The organism is Haladaptatus ordinarius, from assembly GCF_054177595.1.
In genome coordinates, this window is record NZ_JBPEHH010000024.1 from 1 (window position 1) to 20,650 (window position 20,650).

General features: G+C 62.2%; 22 protein-coding genes and 2 pseudogenes. 9 read left to right on the plus strand and 15 right to left on the minus strand.

The genetic code is table 11. From position 1 onward, the window contains the following. The 6 genes and pseudogenes from ACR3FF_RS10605 to ACR3FF_RS10630 all read left to right on the plus strand — a co-directional run. Positions 1-467: pseudogene (locus ACR3FF_RS10605) on the plus strand (IS1595 family transposase); the annotation flags it as partial. 326 nt (positions 468-793) lie between these two features. Next, positions 794-1,453 (plus strand): potassium channel family protein, encoded by a 660-nt coding sequence (locus tag ACR3FF_RS10610; protein ID WP_458187982.1) that lies wholly within the window; start codon positions 794-796, stop codon positions 1,451-1,453. Between the two features lie 589 nt (positions 1,454-2,042). After that, entirely contained in the window at positions 2,043-2,909 is an 867-nt protein-coding gene (locus tag ACR3FF_RS10615) for a dihydrodipicolinate synthase family protein (protein ID WP_458188050.1), read from the plus strand. A 47-nt stretch (positions 2,910-2,956) separates the two neighbouring features. Further along, on the plus strand, positions 2,957-3,928 hold the full coding sequence (locus tag ACR3FF_RS10620; protein WP_458187983.1) for an ABC transporter permease: 972 nt from the start codon (positions 2,957-2,959) through the stop codon (positions 3,926-3,928). Continuing rightward, positions 3,925-4,857 carry an ABC transporter ATP-binding protein gene (locus tag ACR3FF_RS10625; protein WP_458187984.1) on the plus strand — a complete coding sequence of 311 codons (933 nt, stop codon included), beginning with the start codon at positions 3,925-3,927 and terminating at the stop codon, positions 4,855-4,857. The genes ACR3FF_RS10620 and ACR3FF_RS10625 overlap by 4 nt, the downstream gene beginning before the upstream one ends. An 83-nt stretch (positions 4,858-4,940) precedes the next feature. Next, a complete protein-coding gene (locus tag ACR3FF_RS10630) occupies positions 4,941-5,462 on the plus strand; it encodes an LEA/WHy family protein (RefSeq protein WP_458187985.1) in 522 nt (173 codons plus the stop codon). 19 nt (positions 5,463-5,481) lie between these two features. Here ACR3FF_RS10630 and ACR3FF_RS10635 read toward each other — a convergent pair whose 3' ends face one another. Both ACR3FF_RS10635 and ACR3FF_RS10640 read right to left on the minus strand, forming a co-directional pair. Beyond that, positions 5,482-5,943: a hypothetical protein gene (locus ACR3FF_RS10635; protein WP_458187986.1), complete on the minus strand. Its 462-nt coding sequence runs from the start codon at positions 5,941-5,943 to the stop codon at positions 5,482-5,484. Between the two features lie 114 nt (positions 5,944-6,057). Next, the gene (locus ACR3FF_RS10640) at positions 6,058-7,506 is read right to left on the minus strand and encodes a PGF-CTERM sorting domain-containing protein (RefSeq protein WP_458187987.1); all 1,449 of its coding nucleotides are present in this window, start codon (positions 7,504-7,506) and stop codon (positions 6,058-6,060) included. A gap of 356 nt (positions 7,507-7,862) precedes the next feature. Between ACR3FF_RS10640 and ACR3FF_RS10645 the strand changes: the two genes are divergently transcribed. Next, positions 7,863-8,333 (plus strand): DUF7384 family protein, encoded by a 471-nt coding sequence (locus ACR3FF_RS10645; RefSeq protein WP_458187988.1) that lies wholly within the window; start codon positions 7,863-7,865, stop codon positions 8,331-8,333. On the opposite strand, the gene ACR3FF_RS10650 is transcribed toward ACR3FF_RS10645, so the two are convergent. The 7 genes from ACR3FF_RS10650 to ACR3FF_RS10680 all read right to left on the minus strand — a co-directional run bounded on the left by ACR3FF_RS10650 (position 8,330) and on the right by ACR3FF_RS10680 (position 12,170). Beyond that, complete coding sequence (locus ACR3FF_RS10650; RefSeq protein ID WP_458187989.1) at positions 8,330-8,578, minus strand: hypothetical protein; 249 nt, start codon at positions 8,576-8,578, stop codon at positions 8,330-8,332. The genes ACR3FF_RS10645 and ACR3FF_RS10650 overlap by 4 nt on opposite strands. Before the next feature lie 94 nt (positions 8,579-8,672). Next, positions 8,673-9,209, minus strand: a complete 537-nt coding sequence (locus tag ACR3FF_RS10655) for an XTP/dITP diphosphatase (protein ID WP_458187990.1) — start codon at positions 9,207-9,209, stop codon at positions 8,673-8,675. Positions 9,210-9,248: 39 nt separating this feature from the next. Then, entirely contained in the window at positions 9,249-9,521 is a 273-nt protein-coding gene (locus tag ACR3FF_RS10660) for a DUF5808 domain-containing protein (protein WP_458187991.1), read from the minus strand. Positions 9,522-9,722: 201 nt separating this feature from the next. Further along, a complete protein-coding gene (locus ACR3FF_RS10665; protein WP_458187992.1) occupies positions 9,723-10,136 on the minus strand; it encodes a DUF7124 domain-containing protein in 414 nt (137 codons plus the stop codon). Between the two features lie 58 nt (positions 10,137-10,194). After that, complete coding sequence (locus ACR3FF_RS10670; protein ID WP_458187993.1) at positions 10,195-10,452, minus strand: DUF7979 domain-containing protein; 258 nt, start codon at positions 10,450-10,452, stop codon at positions 10,195-10,197. A gap of 73 nt (positions 10,453-10,525) precedes the next feature. Next, positions 10,526-10,735 carry a DUF7979 domain-containing protein gene (locus ACR3FF_RS10675; protein ID WP_458187994.1) on the minus strand — a complete coding sequence of 70 codons (210 nt, stop codon included), beginning with the start codon at positions 10,733-10,735 and terminating at the stop codon, positions 10,526-10,528. Between the two features lie 193 nt (positions 10,736-10,928). Then, positions 10,929-12,170 carry an NAD(P)/FAD-dependent oxidoreductase gene (locus ACR3FF_RS10680; RefSeq protein WP_458187995.1) on the minus strand — a complete coding sequence of 414 codons (1,242 nt, stop codon included), beginning with the start codon at positions 12,168-12,170 and terminating at the stop codon, positions 10,929-10,931. 126 nt (positions 12,171-12,296) lie between these two features. On the opposite strand from ACR3FF_RS10680, the gene ACR3FF_RS10685 reads away from it, so the two are divergent. Then, the gene (locus ACR3FF_RS10685) at positions 12,297-12,887 is read left to right on the plus strand and encodes a DUF6149 family protein (protein ID WP_458187996.1); all 591 of its coding nucleotides are present in this window, start codon (positions 12,297-12,299) and stop codon (positions 12,885-12,887) included. Here the strand turns inward: ACR3FF_RS10685 and ACR3FF_RS10690 are convergent. The 4 genes from ACR3FF_RS10690 to ACR3FF_RS10705 form a co-directional block, all read right to left on the minus strand. Then, positions 12,884-14,245, minus strand: a complete 1,362-nt coding sequence (locus ACR3FF_RS10690) for an NAD(P)/FAD-dependent oxidoreductase (protein WP_458187997.1) — start codon at positions 14,243-14,245, stop codon at positions 12,884-12,886. The two genes, ACR3FF_RS10685 and ACR3FF_RS10690, sit on opposite strands and share 4 nt — an antisense overlap. Before the next feature lie 337 nt (positions 14,246-14,582). Further along, positions 14,583-15,524 (minus strand): GTP cyclohydrolase MptA, encoded by a 942-nt coding sequence (gene mptA, locus ACR3FF_RS10695; protein WP_458187998.1) that lies wholly within the window; start codon positions 15,522-15,524, stop codon positions 14,583-14,585. A gap of 75 nt (positions 15,525-15,599) precedes the next feature. Continuing rightward, positions 15,600-16,424, minus strand: a complete 825-nt coding sequence (locus ACR3FF_RS10700) for an NAD(+)/NADH kinase (RefSeq protein WP_458187999.1) — start codon at positions 16,422-16,424, stop codon at positions 15,600-15,602. Between the two features lie 47 nt (positions 16,425-16,471). After that, positions 16,472-16,624 (minus strand): hypothetical protein, encoded by a 153-nt coding sequence (locus tag ACR3FF_RS10705; RefSeq protein ID WP_458188000.1) that lies wholly within the window; start codon positions 16,622-16,624, stop codon positions 16,472-16,474. Between ACR3FF_RS10705 and ACR3FF_RS10710 the strand changes: the two are divergent. Beyond that, positions 16,586-17,611, plus strand: a pseudogene (locus ACR3FF_RS10710) (KaiC domain-containing protein). The gene ACR3FF_RS10705 and the pseudogene ACR3FF_RS10710 overlap by 39 nt on opposite strands. 422 nt (positions 17,612-18,033) lie before the next feature. Here the strand turns inward: ACR3FF_RS10710 and ACR3FF_RS10715 are convergent. Both ACR3FF_RS10715 and ACR3FF_RS10720 read right to left on the minus strand, forming a co-directional pair. Next, positions 18,034-18,462: a universal stress protein gene (locus ACR3FF_RS10715; RefSeq protein WP_458188001.1), complete on the minus strand. Its 429-nt coding sequence runs from the start codon at positions 18,460-18,462 to the stop codon at positions 18,034-18,036. 68 nt (positions 18,463-18,530) lie between these two features. Then, the gene (locus tag ACR3FF_RS10720) at positions 18,531-20,390 is read right to left on the minus strand and encodes an ATP-binding protein (RefSeq protein WP_458188002.1); all 1,860 of its coding nucleotides are present in this window, start codon (positions 20,388-20,390) and stop codon (positions 18,531-18,533) included. Between the last annotated feature and the right edge of the window lie 260 nt (positions 20,391-20,650).

Consider the following 20,650-nt stretch of genomic DNA (forward strand, 5'->3'; position numbering starts at 1 on the left):
GAGAAGGGACTCGAAGATGAGGACGGGAGTCCGCGCTCGCGCGGACTCTCAAAAAAGGACGCGGAACTTTCGAGTCGGACAAACCACCCGTCGTGACACTCGTCCGTCGCTCCGACGGACGAGTTCGGTTTCTCGTCCGCGATGATCTCGAAGACGTTGACGAAGACATTGCCGAGTACGGTGATGAGACTGTGATCCTCTGTACTGATCAGTACAGCATCTACGATGGAATCGACGAGTACGACGAGATTGATGGCCATTTAGCCATCAATCACGACGAACACTACGTTGTGGGTGACGCTCACACAAACAGCTGTGAGAACCGCCATAGTTTCCTTCGCAACTGGTTGCGAAGGTTCCGAGGCGTCTCAAAACACCACTTACAGGGCTATCTAAACTTCTTGGGCTGGATCCTCAACACCGACGACTGGTTCGAGCAGATCCTAAGTACTGACTTCTACAGATGAGCGTTCATCGGATACCCGTTTTGCTTGGATCGTTACTACACTCACACTCCCGGCCTCGGTGAGCACGAACCCCCGCCATCGACGTCTCGTCGTGCTGGTCGCCGTGCTTCCGTTCGTAGTCGCATTGTTCCGATACGGTACAGGGGGGTTCGGACTGTCGTTTAACACCGTCATGTACGCCGGTTGGCTGGTGGTTAGCGTGGTGGCGGGAATTCCGATACGTTTCGTGACGAAGTGAGTCCACCTCGCCGTTTTGTGCCCATCTGATGTCGAGCGTTCGACAACCCCCACTAACGCTTTTGTCCCACCTGCACCATTAGACGACCATGCGATTTGTTATCGTTGGGTCTGGTCGCGTCGGACTGCGAACCGCACGGGTGTTAGGCGAGGAAGGCCACGAGGTGATACTCGTGGAAAACGACGCTGAAAAGGCAAAGCGGGCCCGCAAAGAAGGATTCGAGGTCATCGAAGGCGATGGCTCGGACGAGAACGTACTGACGGACGCGGACCTCGAGACGGCCGACGCGGTCGGGGGATTGACCGGTGACCTGAACGTCAACTTCGCGGCCTGTATGGTCGGCAAACACCACGGCTGTCGAACCGTCATGCGAATCGACGAGGACTACCGTGCGGACATCTACCACAAGTTCGCCGACGACGTAGACGAGGTCATCTACCCCGAGCGCCTCGGGGCGGCGGGGGCGAAGACCGCCCTCCTCGGCGGTGACTTCGACGTCATCGCTGATCTAACGGAACAGTTACAGCTGACGACGATGACGATTACGGACGACTCGCCGGTCATCGGGATGCACGTCACGTCCGTCGAACTCCCGACAGACGCGCGCATCTACGCCCACGGACGCTCGCGAGAACGACTGACGATACCACTCCCGGGGACTGAAATCGAGGCTGGCGACCGCGTCGCGCTCATCGCCGCACAGGATACGCTCCCGGCGGTCCGTGAACAACTCCAGGGGTCGACGTAAAGGAAAAACGATTGGGCAGCGCGGGGTTCTAGGGTCGTCCGGGACGAGAACTTTCGTGGGGAGATTGGTGACACTGTAACGGGAAGCCAACCCGTCGCCAGAGCCCCCGGCCCCGCCGGACACCCACCGCGAGACTGCGACACGCTTCGCGCCCGAGCCGTCGGGCGCACCTCTACGAAAGAGCGCACACCTCTTTGTTATGTTCTCTTTGTAATGTGTCAGGCAGTGTTTGTACGTATCAGGTTCCCGTTTCCTGGTGACAGGCACTGCCTGGAAAACGGTGCCCACAGTTCGTTCACCACGACTCGACGGAGGACAGAGCCACGACCGTCGCCCACTACGGCGTTCACGTGGCTATCGTCTGCGAGAACCGTCGACTACCAACGAGCGAGCGCTAAATAAACCGGCGGAGGTGAGGGGAGAGCGGGGAGGGAGGATGTGGGTGGTGTGCCGGGCGCGCGGAGTGGGAGGATGGGAGAGAGGTGTGTGCGCGCCCATTTTCGACTGAGAACGGTGAGGACTTAAAACCGCGTCAGACAGCCGTGTGACCACCACCGGATTCATGCTACCGGAACGAGAGGAGGCAGGTATGCACGGAACCGGTGTGCCACTGTTGACGCCGTTCGACCGCGAGGGCGACCTCCGAGAAGACGACCTCCGCGAACTCGTCCATTGGGTCGAATCTCGCGGCGTGGATTTCATCGTCCCCTGCGGGTCGAACAGCGAGGCGGAACTGATGAGCGTCGAAGAACGCGCCCGAGTGACCGAAATCGTTACGCAGGAGGCAGAGGTTCCGGTACTCGCCGGAACCGGCCATCCCGGACTTCGCGAGACGATGCGCCAAACCGACCGCGCGGCGTCGGCGGGCGCCGACGCCGCGCTCGTCGTAACGCCCTTCTACTTCGGCCACGACGAGGCGGCGATGGCCGACTACTATCGCACGGTCGCCGACGAGAGTCCGATTCCGGTCTACCTCTACAGCGTTCCGGCCTACACTGACGTGGCTCTGTCGCCCGAACTCGTCGGCGACCTCGCCGATCACGAGAACGTCGCCGGGATGAAAGACTCCAGCGGCGATCTGACGCGTTTCCAGCGCGAACGCGCCCGCACCGAGGACGCCGAGTTCGACTTGCTCGTTGGAAGCGGGAGCATCTACGCCCCCGCACTCGACGCGGGCGCTGACGGCGGTATCCTCGCGCTGGCGAACGTCGCGCCGGAACGCGCCAGCGAAATCTACCGACTCCACCGAGGCGGTCACGACGCACAGGCACGACAGGTGAACGCCCACCTCGTCGAGTTGAACCGCGCCATCACCTCCCAGTACGGCGTCCCCGCGGCGAAAGTTGCGATGCGAGAGCGCGGTGCGCCCGCGGGCGAACCGCGTCGGCCACACCAGCCAGCCAGCGACGCCGTCCGCGAAGAGGTGACCGAACTACTGGCCGCCGCAGAACCGTAAGCGACGCAGAGAAAGACACTTCGGCCGTGACGTTCCTATTGAGGGTCGTGAGCACCGAGACGACCCACCGGACGACGCTCGCTTTCGGCAGGGGACCGTCGATACTGGCCGTCGTCACGGTGCAACTGGTGGCGTTCGCACTCGCGTTCGCCGTCGGGCGACCGAGCACCTACGCCGTTTTCGCCGTCCTGAGTGCCGCGATGCTCGCGTTTTCCGCAGACCGAGGCACGTTCGGCGTCCTCGCCGCGACGCTCGGGACGGTCTTGCTCGTGGCGCTGGCGCTCCCGCTCTTGATGCTCGTGGCGCGTCAGAACCCGAGGTCGCTCGCGTCGGCAGCGACGGACCCGGCGGTACAGCAGGCGCTCTTCCTCTCGGTGTACGCACCGCTGCTCGCGGCAGGGGCATCGGTCGCGCTGGGCGTCCCGCTCGCACTCGTGCTCGCTCGGGGGTTCCCCGGACAGGCGCTCGTCGAGAGCCTCGTCGACCTGCCGCTGGTCGTCCCCCACAGCGTGGCCGGACTCGCCGTGTTGTTCGCGTTCGGCGAAGGCGGCGTCTTTCCCCGGACGCAGGTGACCGGAACGATGTTCGGCCTCGTGCTGGCGATGACGTTCGTGAGCGCCCCGTTCGCGGTCAACGCGGCCCGCGAAGGCTTCGAAGGCGTCGATTCGGGCGTCGAGCGGGCCGCCCGGACGCTCGGGGCGAACGAGTGGGAGACGTTCCAGCGCGTGACCGCGCCGCTGGCCGCCCGGAGCGTGCTGACGGGTGGCGTGCTGGCGTGGGCGCGGGCCGTCTCGGAGTTCGGCGCAGTCGCCATCGTCGCCTACAGCGTCTCGGTGTTCTACCCGCCGGCGATGGAACACGTCTCCGGGGTGCAACACGCCCCGGTGTTCATCTACAACGAATTCCTCTCGTCGGGACTGGAGGCGAGCGGCGCGGTGGCGACGCTCCTGCTGGCGCTGTGTGTCGGTATCTTCCTGTTCGTCCGGTCGCTGGCCTACGACCGAGGTGGCTGGTCGTGAGTCTCTCGCTCGACGTGACGGCGGCGTTCTCGGCCGAAGGGTCGACGTTCACCGTCGAAGCCGACCTCGACGTCCGGTCGGGCGAGACCCTCGTCGTCCTCGGTCCGAGCGGCAGCGGGAAGTCGCTCCTGCTGGAAGCGATCGCGGGTTTCCACGACCACGAGGGAGCCGTGTCGCTGGACGGCCGAGACCTGACCGACTGTCCGCCGGAAGAGCGGGGTCTGGGGTTCGTCTTTCAGGAGTACGCTCTCTTTCCACATCTGACCGTCCGCGAGAACGTCGCGTTCGGCGAACCCTACTACTCCGAGACGCGCGACCCCGACGAACTGCTCGCCGCGCTCGGCGTGTCCGACCTCGCGGGACGCTATCCGAAGACGCTCTCCGGCGGCGAAAAACAGCGCGTCGCGCTGGCGCGGGCACTTCTCATCCGTCCGGACGCCTTCCTGCTGGACGAACCCCTCTCGGCGCTGGACGTTCCGACTCGCCAGTCGCTCCGCGAGGAACTGGCCGATTTGCTGGCCGACGAGACGGCGGTGTACGTCACTCACAATCGGACGACTGCGCGCGCCATCGCGGACGAGATCGCCGTGATGCACGACGGAAAGATAGAGCAGGTCGGCACTCCCGAGACTGTGTTCGAGCGTCCGGCGTCACCGTTCGTCGCGCGGTTTACCGGAAACAACTGTCTGGCGCGCCCCGAGGGGACGGTGACGATTCGACCGGGCCACGTCGACCTCGACCCCACCGCCCCGGACTGCTACGCCCACGTCAGGCGCGTCCTTCCGGAAGACGGTCGCTTCCGGGTCGTCCTGTCGGTCGACGGGGAGCGATGTGATGCGTACGCGACCGAACCGCCGAGCGAAGGAGAGCGGATTGGTATCGGATTTCCACACGATAACACGCACGTTCTCGACACTCGTAGTGGATAATTACAGGTAAAGATACTTGGAGTTCCGGACGAATTATCTCTCAATTAAATACAAGTTAAAATATACGTCATCGAGGGGAGACGATGGCCGTTCGTAGCCCGTTCGGCAAAGTCGTCGTCGCGGTGTTGTCGCTGTTCGTCGTGAGCACCGGCGTGCTCGGCGTCGCGTTCACGTCGGGGAAGGTGACGGTCGAGCAACCGACCGTCGAGCGCGTCCAGACCGACTGGGGTGTCGTGACCGCAGACGAGACGGAGATTCAGACGGAAATCGTGTTGAACAACCCGAACTCGGTCGGCGTGCCGGGCGTGGTGGACCTACGATACGCCATCGGCATGAACGACGTGGTCCTCTCTGACGAGTCGAAGCCGAAATCCATCGAAATCGCACCACACAGCGAGAGGACGATTCGTGACACGGTCCCCCTCGACAACTCGAAACTCGGCGCGTGGTGGAAGACCCACCTCCGGCGCGGTGAGAAGAGCACCCTCGCGGTCTCTTACTACGTCGTGGTCGAGTATCGAGGCTACTCCCAGAAAGTCGCGCTCGACTCGCTGAAATACGAGAAGACGATGACGATCGACGTGCTCGGCAACGAGACGGCCTGAAACGCGCGTTTCGAACGCTTCATCCGGGGTGGGTGATGTTCTCCCCTGCTTCGTCGACGTTCGTCCACACGTCACCGGTCTGTTCGACGACGACCTCGAACTGGAGCGGAGTGTCACCGACGGCGTCACCGTACGAATTGAACGACGCGATTTCGAGATTGTCGTGGTTCTCCGCGAACGCGGTCAGACTGTAGAAACCGGGCGAACCCTCGAAGTCCGTTATCGCTCGTTCCCGTCCGGACGCGGGTGCCTCGTGGACGCCCCAGATAGGCCGCTCGGTGGAATCGTCTCGGGGAGCGTACACGAGCGTGAGAAACGGCGATTCGTCGTCTCCCGTATCGGAGCGAACGACGATGCGGTCCAGTGTCGCGCGTCGCTTCTCGTTTCTGGAACCAAAGGCGGTGCAACCGGCAAGCGCGGTCAGTGAGACGGCACTTGCAGAGAGAATCGTTCGACGGGACGTGGGCGACCGTTCAGACATACTACTATTCTATAACTTATTGTACTAAAATTCGTTCTATCAGAGCAGACTGTCGTCGACTCGAATCGGACGGGTCGGGAACGCTGTCGGCGAAAAACGGTGTTCCAGTCGGATTCAGTCGCGGCGAGCGAGCAGTGCGACACCCGTGAGGGCGACGATTGCTGCTGCGATGCCGAAACCGGGCTGTCCGCCGGTCTTGCTGTCGGCATCTGCGTTCTGCTGTTCGACGCCGAGGTAAGACGAGACGTTCGCCGTATCCATCGACGGGAACTCCCGGTCCCACTCGCCGGCGAGGTAGATGGTCGTCTCCGCGTCGGCGACGGCCAGTGCGCGAACGTCTTCTTCCGTGGCGTCTTCGCCGACCAGTCCTTCGCCGCGGACGTAGGTCGTCGTCTCACTACCGTTCGTCCGCCCGACGACGCTGGCGACATTCATGCCACCGTAGGAGTCACCCATTGCGGTGCTGAGCGAGGAGAGGTTGTCGAATTTCGCCCCACCCTCGACGGTGACCGTTCCCTCGCCCACGTTCACGTCCATGCGGGCGGTCTGGAACTCGCTCTGTTCGAACGCGCGTAGAATCGCCAGCGCCTCGGCGTCCGACTGGGAGTCGAGCGACGAGACCATCGCGTCGGTCATCTGCGAGAGCATCTGCTTCTGTTCTAGCTCGACGGACGCTTCCGCCGTCACGTCTTCACCTTCGGACTGGGCGTGGAACTCGAAAGACGAACTTCCCAGGTCGACACCGCGTCGTTCCATCTCGCTAGCGTACGCCTCCCAGTTTTCCGTTCGATAGCTGACGTTGGCGGTCATTTCGACGTTGCCTCCCACTTCCTGGGTCATCTCGGCGGACCACTCGACGGTCTGTTTCATGTCGGCGGCCCGCTGGGCTTCGAACCCAGTCTTTATCCGGTCGATGGTTTTCTGGTCGACGTTCACCTGTTCGCTGTTCTGTGCGACCGTGAGCGCGCTGGACATCGCCTCGTCGTAGTTGTTGACTTTGGCGTCCCAGTCGACTCGCGTCTCGCCCAACTCTTGTGTCATCTCGAAGGTTACGTGGTCGATTTCGAGCGCCGTCGCGTCTTCGGTGATGGCGTCGATTTCCGATTCGGAGAGGGAGACGTCCTGCGAGCGTTCGAGGCTTGTCGCAAGCGACTCCGCGACAGCGTCTTCCAGACCGGAGTACTCGACGGTGTACTCGACGTCGATCCGAGGCTGCCCGTCTTTCTCCACGTAACTGTGGTGGTCGACCGTAACTGTCGCCGAGCCGCCGTACAGTTCGGCAATACTACCATACTGCGATTTGAGGTACGACTTCGCAGCTTCGCTGGTGTTCCAGTTGTCCGTCGTGTAGTAGTTGACGGGGCCGCTCTTTGCCCCCTTCAAGACGTAGCTGGTCGACGTCTTTCGGAGGTCGTACCGGAGTTCGCTCGTCGAGCTTATCGGCATCGACGACGCAATCACGGTCTCGCCGTTCGTACTGATGGCGTCGGCCGTCACCGTCACGTGGCCGTTCGTGTTCACGGATTCGTAGTACGTGAGGCTGGTTTGCTGGTTGTCGGCCACGGCCTCGAACGACAGATCAGCTTTCGCGTTCTTCTCGTTCTGCTCGCCGGTGACGTCGAGCGAGAGGTGTTTTACGGACTAACAACACCTGCGCGACCGCGAGGAGGGTCTGTGTCGTTTATGCTGTCTCGTGATAATTTATTTTCTATATATAATATAAATTAGGTCACGGAGTGTAATTAGAACGCTGTGGTACGCCACAAAGTATCAAAATACAATTACATACTGGTAAGGAGAGTCCTTTTTCTTCCTCCGGCACGCAGACCAAATCATGACGTGGCGCGACCTGTTCGACCGTGCGAAGGCGTTCGGAACCGACATCGAGACCGTCCGCGACACGCTTGTGGAGCGACGCGATGAGTAATCCGAATCCCGCCCGAATCGTCGCGGACGCAGACGTACTGGCGGCGGATCTGCTGGTCGGCGGCGACGCACGAGAGGCGATGGACGTCGTCCGCGAGCACTCGTGGGTCGAACTCATCGCCAGCGACGAACTGCTCTCCGACGCCGAGTGGGTCGTCCGCGAACTGGCGAACGACGAGCTGGCCCGCGACTGGCGCGAGAACATCGACGACCTTCGGGTCGAGGTCGAACAGACCCCCGGTGACCACCCCGCACTCGCCAGCGCGAACGCCGGAAACGCGGCGCACATCCTCTCGTACGACGACGGTCTGCGGAGTGCGAAGACAGGTGCGTCGCTACAGAAACGAATCTCGGTGAGCGTCAAGCGTCCGGACGGGTTCGTCGGACTGTTCGACGCGGCGAGTCTGTACGAGGCGGTCGTCGGTGGCGAGTATCCGGGGCCGGACCGGGACGCGAGAAGTTAGTCGTCGATGACGTGGCCGAGCGCGGAGAAAAACGAGTAGAGGGCGACACTCGTCCCGACGACGAACAGCAGGGTGAAAAGCGGGTGAACCCACCCGTGGATGGACGAACCGGAGACCGTGAGGGCGACGAATTTCGTCGTCACGAACCACGCGAGACCGAGACCGACCGAACAGATAACGGTACGGTTGCGGACGGGCCTGTGCCGGGTTGGAGGGGTTTCGTCTGCATCAGTGACGGACGGCATGCCGTGGGCTATCTTTCAAACGACTATAAAGATGTTGGACCGCGACGGAGGCGACCGGAGACGGGACGCCTGTCCCGGTAGTTCGTGTGTGCGATTACCGCTCTGCCAGCCAGTCCGCGAACTTCGCCAGTGCCCGCCCGCGGTGGGAGATGGCATTCTTTTCTTCCGTACTCATCTCGGCCAGCGTCTTCCCTTCGTGTTCGAAGATGGGGTCGTAGCCGAATCCGCCCTCGCCGCGCGGGGCGACGAGCGTGCCGGGAACCGCTCCCGTGAACGTCTCGCTCTGCTCGCCGTCGTAGTAGGCGACGACACAGCGGAAGTGTGCGCGGCGATTCTCTTCTTGCTCTGCGAGTTGCCAGACGCGCTCGACGCCGAGGGTGTCCTCGACGTAGGCGGAGTAGGGACCCGGAAAGCCGCCCACCGCGTCGATGAACAGGCCGGCGTCGTCCACCACGACGGGGTCTTCGCCGCCGGTCTCCTCGAACGCCTCGCGCGCACCGTGGAGCGCGATTTCGGCGAGGTCGTCGCTCTGGACTTCGGTATAGTCGTACTCTATCTGGCGAACCTGGTCGTCCAGGTACTCGCGCGCCTCGCGGACTTTCCCCTCGTTACCGGTGACGAAGCGAATCATGTGCGAGACACGGCGGTGCGGGGAAAAAGAGGCGTCGAATCAGTCGTCGTCGACGATGACTTCCACGGGTTCGTCCGCCACGTCGGGTGCGTCGGGACCTTTGCGCTCCTGCCAGAGCAGGACGCCGGCGACTGCGAGGACGACCCACGACCGCCAGTTGGCGAGGTTGACGGTGTAGCCGATGCCGAATGGCTTTTCGACCAACATTCCTTCGCCGGGCTTCCAGTAGGCCGATAGCATTCGCCCGACGCTGGGTCGTTCGAAGTTGTACGGGACGCCGAAGAGTGAACCGGTGGTTTCTTTGTCGGACATGTGATATAGATTGTCCGCGCAGGTTATAGCGTTTGGGGCATGGAGTCGGAAGTCCAGGGGTGCTTTTCGCCGTCGCGTGAGTGGACTACTCGCGGGGTGTGGAAGTCCGGAACTGCTCACTCCTGGAACGGACGGCGCCTGGTTCGACCCCTATCGACGGTGGGTTCGGCGCGACGCCGATTCGGACCGCCCGGCGAGTGTTTACGGCCAGTCGTCGCGCACGTCTTCTTCGACCGTCTCGGTGGCTTCGTCGTCGTCAGAGGCGAGCTCCCACTCGGCCGCCTCAGCGGCGTCCTCGACGTGCAGGAACTCCCAGTCGTGTTCCTCGGCCAGCTTTTCGTCGTCCTCCGACATCCCGACGAAGACGTGGCGGTCGGTGTCGAACTGGGCTTTCACGCTATCCAGACTCTCGGCTTTTCCCTTCGGGCCGGAGAAGAAATCCTGTCGAATGCGATTCTTTCGGGTGAAGTTGGTCACCACGTAGGTTGGTTGGTCGGAGATGACCCCGACGTACTGTGTCCAGCGTCGGGCGTCCTCGAACACCGTACCGGGACTCGACAGTGCTTTGAGTGCCGTCAACTCGAACGCCAGCGTCATCTCGCCGCTTCCGTTCATGTGCCTAACTCCCGTCCTCCCGGAGAAAACGGCTTCGGTTGCGCTGCTCTCGGTTCGCTCAGACGACTTCGATGCGGTAGTAGTCGCTGAACACTACCGTCGTGTCCGTCGTAATCTCGTCGGCCATCGCGTGCGTGGGCGGGACGATTGCTTTCTCGCCGTCGAACTCCACCAGCACCTGCTGGACGTCGTCGGAGAGTTCGTCGAAGTGCCGAACCCGCGTCTCGGGGGCCACCGCTTCGGTTCGGCGGACGACGAGACCGCTCGTTTCGCCGGGCGTTGCAGACCCAACACTAGTTGTCGTGTTCGAAGACATTGATATATGTTACCAATTGTCGTAGTCTATCTTAAACCTTCCGGCGAAACTCATCGGAAAACGAGCAGGTCGGTTACGCGAGCAAGATACGGTAGTAGCCGGTGTACTTCACAAACTCACCGTCGCTGAACTGGAGGGCCGTCTCACCGTCGACGAGCTGTTCACCGCTTTCGACGAGGGTCGGCAGGTGCTGTTTGGCATCCTGTTCGAGTTCGTCGTAGTGCCGAACGTGCGCGTTGTCCGGAATCGTCTCCGCTGGTTCGACCGTTATCTTCGCGTTCACGAAACCACCTGTCCTGGAATGAACTATGATAACAAATGACGTGACACAGCTTAAACTTTCGTATCGTTACAAATATTCCTCTCCGAACGAATCTCGAGAGTTCGGTGTGGGATAGGGTATCGCCCCGTGAGACCACGACTGGGTGGCTCGAAAGACTCTCGCCGTAAGGAATAGCTTCGAGATCGCGACGACGTTACTGCTCCTGCGGGAGCGCCAGTTTCTCGGGGTCGAACTCCTTTTCGAGCAGGATTTCCTTCTGGTCGGCGACGTCCGCTTCCTTCCGGATGAGGTCTTTGTACTTGCCCTGTGGGGCGATGTCGCCGATGAGGACGCCACCGATGAGTTTGCCGTCCTTGAAGGTCAGCCGCCGCCACTCGGTGTCGCTGTACTTCTTCTCGCATTCGTCGTCGCCCAGCGTCGGGAAGCCAAAGGAGAGGAACGGGAAGTCGAAGTGGGTGATGGAGTACGAGGAGACCCAGCGGAACTCCTCTTCCTCGCTGTCGGCGACCATGTTCTTCGCGGCGATGACTCCCTGCTGTTTCGCACTGCCCCACGACCCGTTCTGGGTGTACTTGTCCAAAATTACGTCGTAAAAGCGCGTGATGTCGCCCGCGGCGTAGATGTCGTCCACGTTGGTCTGCATGTACTGGTCGACGACGACGCCGTTGTCGGTTTCGACGCCGGAGCCCTGCAGGTACTCCGTGTTGAAGTTGAGACCGATGGCGATACCGACGAACTCGCTGTCGTACTCGTTTCCGTCTGCGTCGACGGTCGAGACGACGGTGCCGCCGTCGTCCGTCTCGAACCCGTTCACACCGCTTTCGAGGACGGGGGTGACGCCCTTCTCCTCGAGCGCGTCGTGGATAATCTCCGCACCGTCGAGGCTCAGACCGTAGCGCCACCAGCGGTTGCCCCGCATGATGTAGTGGGCGTCTACGTCCTGTTCCCCACAGATTGCGGCAAGGTCGATGCCGAGCAGACCCGCACCGATGACGACGCCGGTTTCGGATTTCTCGGCGTTCTCGGCGATTTTCCGGGCGTCTTGGAACGTCCAGAAGTGGTGGACGCCGTCGGCGTCGCTGTTGTCGACGGGAAGTTGGGTCGGCGTGCCGCCCGTGGCGACGAGCAACTTGTCGTACTCGAACGTGCCACTGTCGTGCGTGTGGACCTCGTGTGCGTCCGGGTCGACGTTCGTGACGAACGTGTTCAGTTCGAGGTCGATGTCGCGCTCTCCGTACCAGTCCTCTTCGTGAATCGAAATCGGTGCTTCGGGGAGTTTTCCTTTGGCGAACTCTTTGATGAGAATGCGGTTGTAGAGGGCTTCGCCCTCGTCGGTAATGATGGTCACATCGGCGTCGGGTTCGGCTTCGCGGATGGTCTCCGCTGCGGAACTGCCCGCGATACCGTCACCGATAATCACGTACGACTCGCTCATATACTGGAACTTCTTCGTCGGGGTTAAAGTGGATTGCTATCTGGAAATCGGTGTCGGGTCACAAGACACATCGCGAGAGCGCAACGAGTCGGGACGTTGAAGAAGTTCGCGTCCCAACCTTCGACCATGAAAATCCGTCAGAACGCTCGCCACTTCGCCTCGAAGAAGGCGCTCGAACTCCCCGTCATCAGCGACGTCGTGAAGGGGAAACTGGTGGACATGCACACCGACATCTTCCTGAAGAAGGCCGACCCGGACCATCGCGACGAACGCCGTGCCCACCTCGATGCCTTCTTTGACGCCACGATGGACACCTATCTCACGGCGCTGCAGTCGGGTGCACCCGAGGCGGAGGCACGCGAAATCACGCACATCCAGGCCAACTTCGACTTCTTCAACCACGGCTGGACGGAGATGATGGAGTTCCCGAGCGACGAACTCGGCGAACACTACGACCGCTACGAGACGTTCTTCGAGCGCCACGGTATCACCATCGCCGACCCCCTCGGCGAGTTCGAACCTGCCGACGGCGTTCCGGAGGCACCGTCGACCCCCGAGAAACTGGACGACCCCGAACACCCCTACGCCGAGGGAGGGTTCGCCGACGACGTGTACGTTCAGGGCGACGACGGCGAGATTCGCGTCGGCGGGCAGGACGAACCCGCCGACGTGAACGTGAGCGACGCACCGGGCGTCGACGAGGACGTGGAAGCCTAGTTCGGACTGACGATTTCCTTCTTCCCGGCGATTCGGTCGGCACACTCGTAGCCCGCGACGATGCCGCCGTTGAGACTGCGTTCCGGGTACTGCGCTCGGCTCGCCATCCCGGCGTAGAAGATGCCGTCGGCGATGTCGTCGCCGAGGTCGAAGGGGACGACCATGTCGAGGTAGCCACGCTCGTAGACGGGCGCTGCGCGCGGGTTACGCGCGAGGCGGAACTGTTTCACCGAGTCGCGGGTCCACTGCGGGAACATCCCCTCGATGTGGTCGAGCCATAGTTCCTCTATCTCGTTGTCGTCCATCTGCCAGAGGTCCTCTTCGTAATCCTGGATGTAGCTGGCGACGTAGAGCAGGTGGTCGCCGCCGTAGCGGTCCGGCGGGATGTAGTTCGTGTGCTCGATGAGCGCGCCGAAGGGTGCGTCGTGGCCGATGTTGAGCCAGTAGGTGTCGGTGAGCGACTCCTCCATCGTCACGAGCGCACAGACCGCGCCCTGGAAATCGATGTCGCACTCGTAACCGGTGAGGTCTTCGAGGACGTTCGGCATCGCCGCGATGATGACGCTTTCAACGTCGTAGGACTCGGTCGTGCCGCCGTCTGCGGCGGTGGCTTCGGCGGTCTGGGTCGTCTCGGTAGTCAGCGACCGAACCGCGCCGTCCTCGGTGTCGAGGTCGGTCACGCGCACGCCGGTCGTGATGTTCTCCTCGCCGACCTCCTCGACGAGCGCGTCGATGAGGCGACCGAACCCGCCGCGGAGGTAGCCCAGTGGTTCACCGCGCAGGAGGTCGCGCTCGCCGCGGAACTTGATGCGGCCGAGGAGCCAGGCGGCGCTCACGTCTTCTTTTTTGCTCCCGAACTTGGCGTCGAGCAGTGGCTCGAAGAAGTTCTCGTAGACGCCGCGGGAGGTGTGGTCGAGCAGGAACTGCTTGATGGGTACGTCCTCGAAATCTTCGAGGCGTTCGTAGGTGTCGAACTTCGGAATCCCGCCGCGAACGTCTATCTCCTGCGTGAGGAGTGTGAGGCGGAACTTGTCGTAGGCGCTCATGTGTGGGTACGCCAAAATCTCCCACGGTTTGTCGAGTGGGTGGACGACGCCGTCGACGTAGTAGGCGTTCTTCCCGATGGGCCATTGGAGGTCGTCACCGAGGCCGAGTTCCTCGATGAGGTCGATGATGGTCTGTTCGGACGCAGACAGGTGGTGGTAGAACTTCTCGATGCGGTCGCCGTTCGTCTCGTATGTCGCGGCGAGCCCGCCGAGGTCGTCGCTCGCTTCGAACACCTGTACATCGTAGCCGTGGTTTTGGAGACGGTAGGCGGCGGCCAAACCGGCGATTCCTCCACCGACGATACCTATCATGGGCGTCTGGTTCGGTGCGCTGTGGAATACGTGTTACGACCACGCGATTTGGAAAGTAGCTCTCGCTAACTGGTTTTGCGTGGCTGATCTTCGACAGAGGGGGTGTCGATGGAGCTAACGCTCGCCTGCGTGTGGTTCGGTCGAGTTCGTTGCTGTTGAGCAAAGCCACGAATGACCGCCTGAACGAGGGCGTGGCTTTGCTCACGCATCGGCACCGAACTCGACGCCGTCAACATCGAACTCACTGCGACCGAGTGAAGCCCTCGCAGATGCAGTCACCGCTCCGGGCGGTAGTCCAACACCAAGAGAAAGATCCGAAATCCCGACTACTCGCCCGCTATTCTTCACCTTCCGATTCGGCGACCTCCTCACGCAGCGTCCCGACCTCGGCCACGCGCTCTGCGTGGGCGTTGTGCTGGTGGATGGACTCGTCGTTGCTCTGTTTCATCGTCACTACCGCGTCGTCCGGCAGGTCGGGGAACGACTCGACGACGCCGTGGGCCATGTCGCGCACGCAGTCCTCGACGAACTTGGCGTTGGCGTGCGAGTGGTAGGTCATGTGGTCTTCGTCCGGGCGCTTGGCGAGGTTGTAGATGCGGGCGCTCATCGAATCGCGGGCGACCTCGACAAGTTCGTGGAGGTCGACCTCCGGTGCGCCCTCGCTCTCGACGGTGAGGGTGGCGTGGCCGCGCTGGGAGTGACCCGCCTGTGGCACGTCGCGCAGAAACTCCTTGACCTCGCGCTCGCCGACGCCGAGGTCAAGGAGTTTCTCTCGTGCGCGACCGCTCATCATCCCCTGCGAGCAGGGACAAACCGTCATACCCGTGACGCGCGCGCCGATTTCCTCTTTCGTCTCCGCTTCGGTGGCCGTGGCGCTGGCGAGGATGTCCACCATGGCCTGCGTCGGGCGTTCGCTCTCGGGCGTCGTATCGCGCACCATGAACTCCGCTTCCATGCTGACCTCGGCTCTCGTCGTGTAGTCGTGCTTTTCGAGCAGGCGCTCTGCGGCGTCGCCACAGACGTCTTCGACGCGATAGGTCGGTTCGCTGACGGCGTCTTCTAACACCTCGTCGACGACTTCCATGTTCCGACTCATGTCCGCTCCCTTGCGCCAACTCGGCAGGTCGACCAGTACGTCAAACTCGGCCGTCAGGACGTAGGGGCGTTTGTCGGGTCGGGCGACCTCGACCAGTTTCTCGACCCCCGTCACGCCGACCCGATTCAACCCGACCGTCACGTCGGGCTCCGTCGCCTGCACGTCCGGAAGTTGTTCTCTCATTATCCCTCTGTTGTAAGAGACAGAATTAGAGGCTTCCGCTTCCGGCACTCAGCAGTCGCCTCGCTCACCCGATACTCAGTCCAACTTCGAGAGCGCCTCGAAGAAGTCCATCGACGGCCCGGCGATACGGGCCGGTTCCGGTGCGAGCGAGACTGTCACGGTTTCAGGAAGGTCAATCTGGGCTTGCGTTCCGTCGCTTCCGACCACCGCGAACGGTGCGTCCGAGACGCGAATCTCGACTTCGTAGCCCGGGTCGAACACCAGCGGTGGCATCGGGTCGGTCGAACACATCTCCGTCAGTACCAGACCCTCCACGCTGGGATGGACGAGCGGCCCACCCTCGCTCAGGTTGTAGGCGGTGCTCCCGGTCGGTGTCGAAACCAATACCCCGTCGGCGTGCCCCTCGCTGTACCGTACGCCGTCGACGAACACCTCGTAGTTGAGGCCCTGTCCGTGCCCGCGCTGTGCGCCTTGCACGACGATTTCGTTCAGCGCAGGGTGGACTGACCACTCACCCTCGCCAGTCGCACGAAGTCGGGGAACCTCCTGGGATGGGATTTCGCCCGACTCGCGGTATGTCTCCACGATTGCCTGTACTTCGCGAACCGCGTCCTCCGGCACGACGGCGTTGAGAAATCCGACCTCGCCGAGGTTCACGCCCAGTATCGGCGTCCCCTTCGCGCCGCTGGCGGCGAAGAGGAAGGTTCCGTCGCCGCCGATACTCACGACGAGGTCGTTTTCCGCCATCCGGCTCACGTCCACGCCGTCGATGCCCAGTCGTTCGGCGGTCGCGGCGTCGAGGTGAACCGTTGCGTTCTCGTCTCGGAGTGTCTCCCGCAGTTGCCCGGCGAGTGTCGCGGCCCGCTCGTTTCCCCGCTGGGCGACGATACCGACGTTCATCACGACTGCGTTCACGCCGGGTATCCAAAAAGCCGCCGACACCAGCATTAATTTGCACCGAGTTCGAGTGACTGGATGATGAGATTAATTTCCCGGTCGGCGGCGAGCGCACGTGGGCCGAGCGCGACCCACGCCGGGGAGGGACGGACGGGGGTGGCGGCGTGAGCGACGAGGACGACTGGTTCGAGTTCGCCCTCCACCGGGAAGGAGACGGTGAGGAAGACGACCGAACGCGAGACGAGAACCACGGACGGAGCGATACCGACTCACAAGAGACATCGGACTCGTCTGCGGACGACGGTGACTCGTTGTTCGAGGTCGATTTCGAGGCCGCGTTCGAGAACGCACCGGGAGCAGAAATCGAAGGCGAATCGGGTTCCAGTGGTGCGTTCGAGGGCGGCGCGTTCGATAGCGGTAGCTTCGGCGGCGGTGGGTTCGATAGCGGCGGGTTCGACAGCGGCGGGTTCGACGACGAGGAGTTCGAGTCGGCCATCCCACGCATCGACATCGGCATCGAAGGGTTAGATAGCATGATTCAGGGCGGGGTTCCCGAACGCTGATGGTCGCCATCGGCAACGCCGGAACGGGGAAGACGACGTTCGGTTTGCAGTTTCTCGACCACGCACTTGCACGCGGCGAGAGCGCCGTGTACATCACGTTAGAGGAAAACCGCGAGCGAATCGTCAACAGCGCGACGGAGAAAGGGTGGCCGTACGACGAGTACATCGAGGACGGTCGTCTCGCCGTGGTGGACGTAGACCCCATCGAGATGGCGAACTCGCTGTCGAGCATCCAGAGCGAACTCCCCGGACTCATCCGTGATTTCGGTGCGACGCGCCTCGTCCTCCGACTTCGTCTCGCTGCTCGAGATGATGTACGAAGACCGTGCGGTGCGTCGGAACGAAATCTACGATTTCACCCGCAGTCTGAAGGACGCAGGCGTGACGACGATGCTCACGAGCGAGGTGAGCGACGACAACCCCTACGCCTCCCGACACGGCATCATCGAGTACCTCACCGACGCCGTGTTCGTCCTCCAGTACGTTCGCGGAGCGGACGACTTCCGGGAGACGCGCCTCGCCATCGAGATTCAGAAGATTCGGGACGCGAACCACTCGCGCGAGATCAAACCCTACGACATCACGAACGAGGGCATCAGCGTCTACCAGCAGCCGAATCTTTTCTAACGAGCTTTTACGACGGTCGCGGTCAGGAGCGACGGCGGTCGTCGCTCCTGACGGCTCCCTGTAAAAGCTAGACCAAAAGCACCGGAAGACGTTCCTGCTCGCTGACGCTCCGCGGGCGTGCGACTTCCGAGCCATTCGCTCGCGTCGCTCACGAAGTCACTTCCTCACCCCCTTCGGGGGTTCCTTGGCCCGCTCGCTCAATCGCGACGCTCCTTCGCTCGCGGTGAGTGCGCTACCCTCTGGCGGTCGTGTCGTTTTTCGCTTCTGGCGGTCGTGTCACCTGCTGATTTCTGGCGATCGTGTCACCGGGCGGTTTCCGGCGGCTGCGTCGATGGCCTATCTCACGTCGAACCGCTCGCCTCGCTCGCGTTCGACGTTCGCTGTCCGAACTCGCCTTCGACTAGAAATCGTGCTGAACTCGCCTACCGAACGACCGTCACCGGCATCGGCGACCTGCGAACGACCGTCTCCGCGACGCTGCCAAGCAGGATGCGCGAGACGCCCGACCGTCCGTGACTGCCCATCACGATGTGGTCGAAGTCGTTCTCTTCGGCGAACTCCACGATGGTTTGCGACGGCCGTCCGAGTTCGGTCGTCGTCGTGAGGGTGACGCCGTACTCGTCGGCGATTTCCTGTGCGCTCTCGAACAGCGACTCGGCGTTCGCCTTTGACTCCTCGTACCACTCCTCGGAGTGGCCGGGCATCCCGACCGTCGACGTGTACCCGACGTCGATGGGGTCGATGACGTTGATGATCGTCACGTCGGCGTCTTGAAACTCCGTCAGGACGTGTTCTAGGGCCTCATCAGACTGCTCGGAGCCGTCTATCGGAACGAGGATTCGCTTTTTCATACCTAGGGGGACGAACGCACCTGATATAGTGTTTTGTCCACAACGTGATGCGATGCAGCCCAACGGTTTCAATCGCGGCCGTGCCGGGTCACACAGTTCGAAAGCCCGACGAGTTCGACCGGTTCGGAGTTGTCTGGCGAGTAGACGACCATCTGTCCTTTCTCCATGTAGGGCACCTTTTTCTCGAGATTCGGTGGGATGTTCACGCTCTTTATGGCGTCCTCGTCACCGAGGTTCAACACGACTGTCGTGTTGATCTGCTTGAAGACGGACTTGGCGACGTCCTGTGGGTCTTGCGTGATGAGAAACAGCCCGAGTCGTTCTTTGCGACCCTGTTTCGCCGCCTCCGTGAACTTCCCGATGACTTTCTGGGCCTGCACGCTTTCCGCGTCCGAGAGGAAGTTGTGCGCCTCGTCCATTCCGACGACGAGCGGCGTCTCCTTGATGCGGTCGAACGTCGGCGCGTTCGAGAGCTTTTCGTCGATGAGCAGGCTCGAGACGGCGAGCACCACCATCTCTTTCGCCCGACTCGTCGGCAGGTGGTACGTCGGGACGACAGACAGGCGACCCGACCGGACGAACTGCGGGACGAGGTCGGTGATGGAGTCCGCAGACTGGTCGAACACTCCACCCGGAATCGACCGAACGCGGCGTTTTACGGCGTCGAACGTCGCTTCGTGGACGCGACCGCTCTCGTCTAACTCCTCGCGCAGTGCCGGGTCGTCGAGGTACGACAGGAACTCCTCGTACGTGCTACCGTCGCCGTAGTTGCGGAAGAATCGACCGAGCAGGAACGTGAGCGCGCCGTACTGGTTGTCGTTTAACTTCGCGCCCGCGACGAGCCACGGGTTGTCCTCGACCATCGAGAACGGTATCGTGAACTCCACCTGCTCCGCCCGGTGGTGGTCCGCCGAATAGGTGACCCCACCGACTTTGGGGACGAACGCCACCGTCTCGTCGTGGCCGCCGTGTGCGACGCCCTCGCGTTCCCACGCACGCTCGTCCTCGTGGGTCACGTCGGGATTGTCGTCGTGCATCTGGGCGTACTCGTCCTGCGGGTCGAACTGGACGACCGCCATCCGGGCGTCGCGTCCGTCGTCCATCGGGTAGGTGCGCTCTTCGGAGAGATACTGCCGGAGGATGTTCTTCGCGCCATGGGTTTTCCCCGACCCGGTCCCGCCGGCGACGAGGGTGTGCCGGAAGACGAGCGGGTCGCCCGAGTCGTAATCGTCTTTCACACGATAGTCGATGGTCGGCGGCGCTGCCGCAGTTCGCACCTTCTCGCCACCGACCGAGAGGTGACCGAGGAACACCCCTTCTTCGGGAATCTTCAATCCGGTCTTTATCTCCCGTTTGTCGCGGGCCTGCCGGACGACCGTCTCGGGTTTCGGCACGCGGTCGGTCATCCGCCGTTTCAGCTCTCTCCCGTCTCGCGGTTCACCACCGCTCGACCGTTCCGAGGCGCGTGGCGCCTCGCTCTCCCCAAAGAGCACGGCGATCGGTTCCAGCGTCGCCATGAACTTGTAGTCGGTCTCGTCTATCGACTCGTTTCGCATCGCCCGACGGGCGTGAATTTCGGTGGCGTCGTCGCTGTGGAACTCCTGGGCGTACTCCAGCGTCGTGATGCGACAGAACAGTTTCTCGCCGTCCGGATAGGGGACGAGTAGATACTTCCCGATTCGCACGTCGGCCCGGTTCGGCGCGGTCACGTACGCCCGGAGGCAGGTGTCGTCGCGCTCCTCGCCGATTGACAAACCTTCCGACACGGCGAGGGTTCCGATGCCGCGGTCGTCACCCACCGGGTCGAGGTCGACGCGCTCGAAGTCGTCTCCCTCCCCTTCGTCTTTTACTTCGGTCTCCGGCGCGTCTGGTTTCCCTTCGTCGCCGGAATCGTTTCCGAAGTCTTCGAAGTTACTTAAATCGCTCATGCGCCTGCCATCTCGGTCGTGCGTGAAACATGTTTCGCACAGACTCGGCCGATCTGTGGTCACTCACACGACGATTTCCACACGTCCGACTCTCGAACGAACGGCAACGAGACGCAGTCCCCGAAAGAGACGTCACTGTCCTGAATCAGTCACTCATCGACCTGGTGATACCACTGAAATTCAATCGGCTGTTTCACGCCGCGGTTCCTATCGTTCGCACCCCTTCTGGAATGAACGGTGCCGAAGACTCATCGTCCCAT